Below are 2,051 nucleotides of genomic sequence, written 5' to 3'. Positions count from 1 at the left end.
AGTCAACCTCACCGGCAAGATCAAAAAAGACATGAAGGCCCTGTACCGCGGTCTCGGCCCTCGTGCCGCCGAGGCGGCGGAGTCCCGCGTCAACGGATACCTCGACGAGCTAGAGGCACTCCCTCGGCGCACACCACAGCTGGACAGGGAGATCGCCAATCACCGGACGTTCGTCCCGCTCGAAGGCCTCCGAGGCCGGGTGAAAGAAGGGCGACTGTTCGAGAAGCCGCCGCAGGCGGAGGCGGCCAACCCGAAGAAGCGGCCGTCGCGGTGGGGACGCCGGGTCGGCGCCATCGGCATGGGGCTAGTGATCTCGGGCAACCTCCACTTTGGAGCTCTCGCGCCCGCCGCAGCCCGCGAGGTGGCGGCCGTCGAGGTGACGGCGGTGCACAATCCGCCCGCTGCCAAGGCAGGCCCGCCCACCCAGGGCAAGCCGATCACCGGCCTGGGCCAGGGCGCGGCAAGGCCCGGGGTGGATCAGCCGGTATCTGGCGCACCCCGCGATGCGGGTCTCAAGCCGTCGCTGTCGTCCGCGCGACCGACAACGGATCCGGCAGTTCCGCCGTCGCGGATCTGGGTGGGCCTTGCCCCGATGTGGGACCGGCGGATCGAGAAGCCCGATGACCCGGCCGTCGACTACTGGGACGCCGACGCCATGAGGTTGCGGCGGTTGGTGAAGAGCGTCTCCCAGGAGGACGCCGCGCGGGGGGCGGTCACACATGCCGAGGCGGCGAGGGCCAAGTCGGCGGACGCTCGGCGGCACAACCACGAAGCCACAATGGCGGCCAGACAGGCAGCGGGCGCCCTCCGCCGGGACGCCTTGCCGGCGCCGACGAAGCAGCGGGTGCGCCGCGGCGAGGTGCCACGCGGCAACGCGGGTTGGCGCCGGGACGCACAGCGCCTCCCGGGCGAGGTCGCGCGGCTGCGGGCACAGGCGATGAAGGACCGGTTCCTGGTCAGGGAACATCGACAGCGGAGCGAGTGGCTCGCCGGCCGCCCGGGATGGTCGGCGCCCGGGTTCGGACAGGTGGCATCGACGAGTGGTCCGGGCCTGCCCGGGGGACCTCCGAGCGCGAGCGGGACCACGCCGACCGGCGGGCACGGCTTGGGCGCGGCATCGACCGAGAGCAGACAGCCGTCCACCGGCACCTTCACCCAGCATGACGCGGCGCACCCGGCGCGTGGGGACGCGAGGTTCGATTCCCACACCCGCGGGGCCGGCAACGGCCGGCTCGGTCCCGTACGGCCGGTCGCTGCCGGCGGCATCGACGGTGTGACTCCGGAACGGGGCGGCACGCCCAACGCGGCGGCTCAGCCAGGCTTGGCGGGCTTCGGCGGCTCGGGGCGAAAGGGCGCGGCGCCAGCCACCGGCTCCCCGGCGACGCCGGGCTCCGCACCGGTCGAGGGTTCCCCGGGTCGCGGTGGTTCCGGAGGGAGGACGCCAGGAGACGCGCCGGGTGTGCCGCCCCGTGGTGGCGGATCCGGGACGGACGCGTCGCCGCCAGGCGGGTCGTCGACGCCGGCCGAGACATCGAGCACGACCAGCAACTCCGGAACGACCGTGGCCGGCGCGCCGGTGGGAGCGCCGAAGGCACGGGGTCCACCGCGCTGGGGGCGTGTTCTCGGTGCCGTGCTGTCCCGTGGGGCGCGCGCGGTCTGGTCGGGCCTGGGTGGCCCGGTCGGGTTGACGCTGCTGGCCGCGGGTGCGGCGATGGCCGTTGCGCACCCGACGGGCGGGTTGGCCGCCGGGGTGTTCTGGGGTGGCTGGCGGGCGTTCGTCGACGTCACCCGCCACCGGCACGGCGGTGCGCCGCGAGGCAACGAACCAACGCGTGGTGACGGCCCCGCCGCCATGGGCCCCTCGGAGCCCGGTGGTCAGGGCGCTTCGGCCGCTGTCGCCGACGGCGAGAACAACCGGCGGCCCACGCTGACCGAGCTGCGCGCGCGGCTGCGATCCGCCGTTGTGCGTGGCCTGAAGCATCCCCCGTTCCTGCCCCGAGGCCCACCCACCGCCGGCGGCGGCAACGGCGGGGGCGGCCACAACGGCGCGG

1 pseudogene is annotated in these 2,051 nt (G+C 74.5%); it reads left to right on the top strand.

Annotated elements, in window-relative coordinates:
• Window positions 1-2,051, top strand: a pseudogene (locus N912_RS64960) (hypothetical protein); the annotation flags it as partial.

It is taken from the genome of Actinospineispora acaciae DSM 45401 (assembly GCF_000620785.1).
GTDB classification, from domain to species: domain Bacteria; phylum Actinomycetota; class Actinomycetes; order Mycobacteriales; family Pseudonocardiaceae; genus Pseudonocardia; species Pseudonocardia acaciae.
This window is presented reverse-complemented; position numbering and strand designations above follow the sequence as displayed.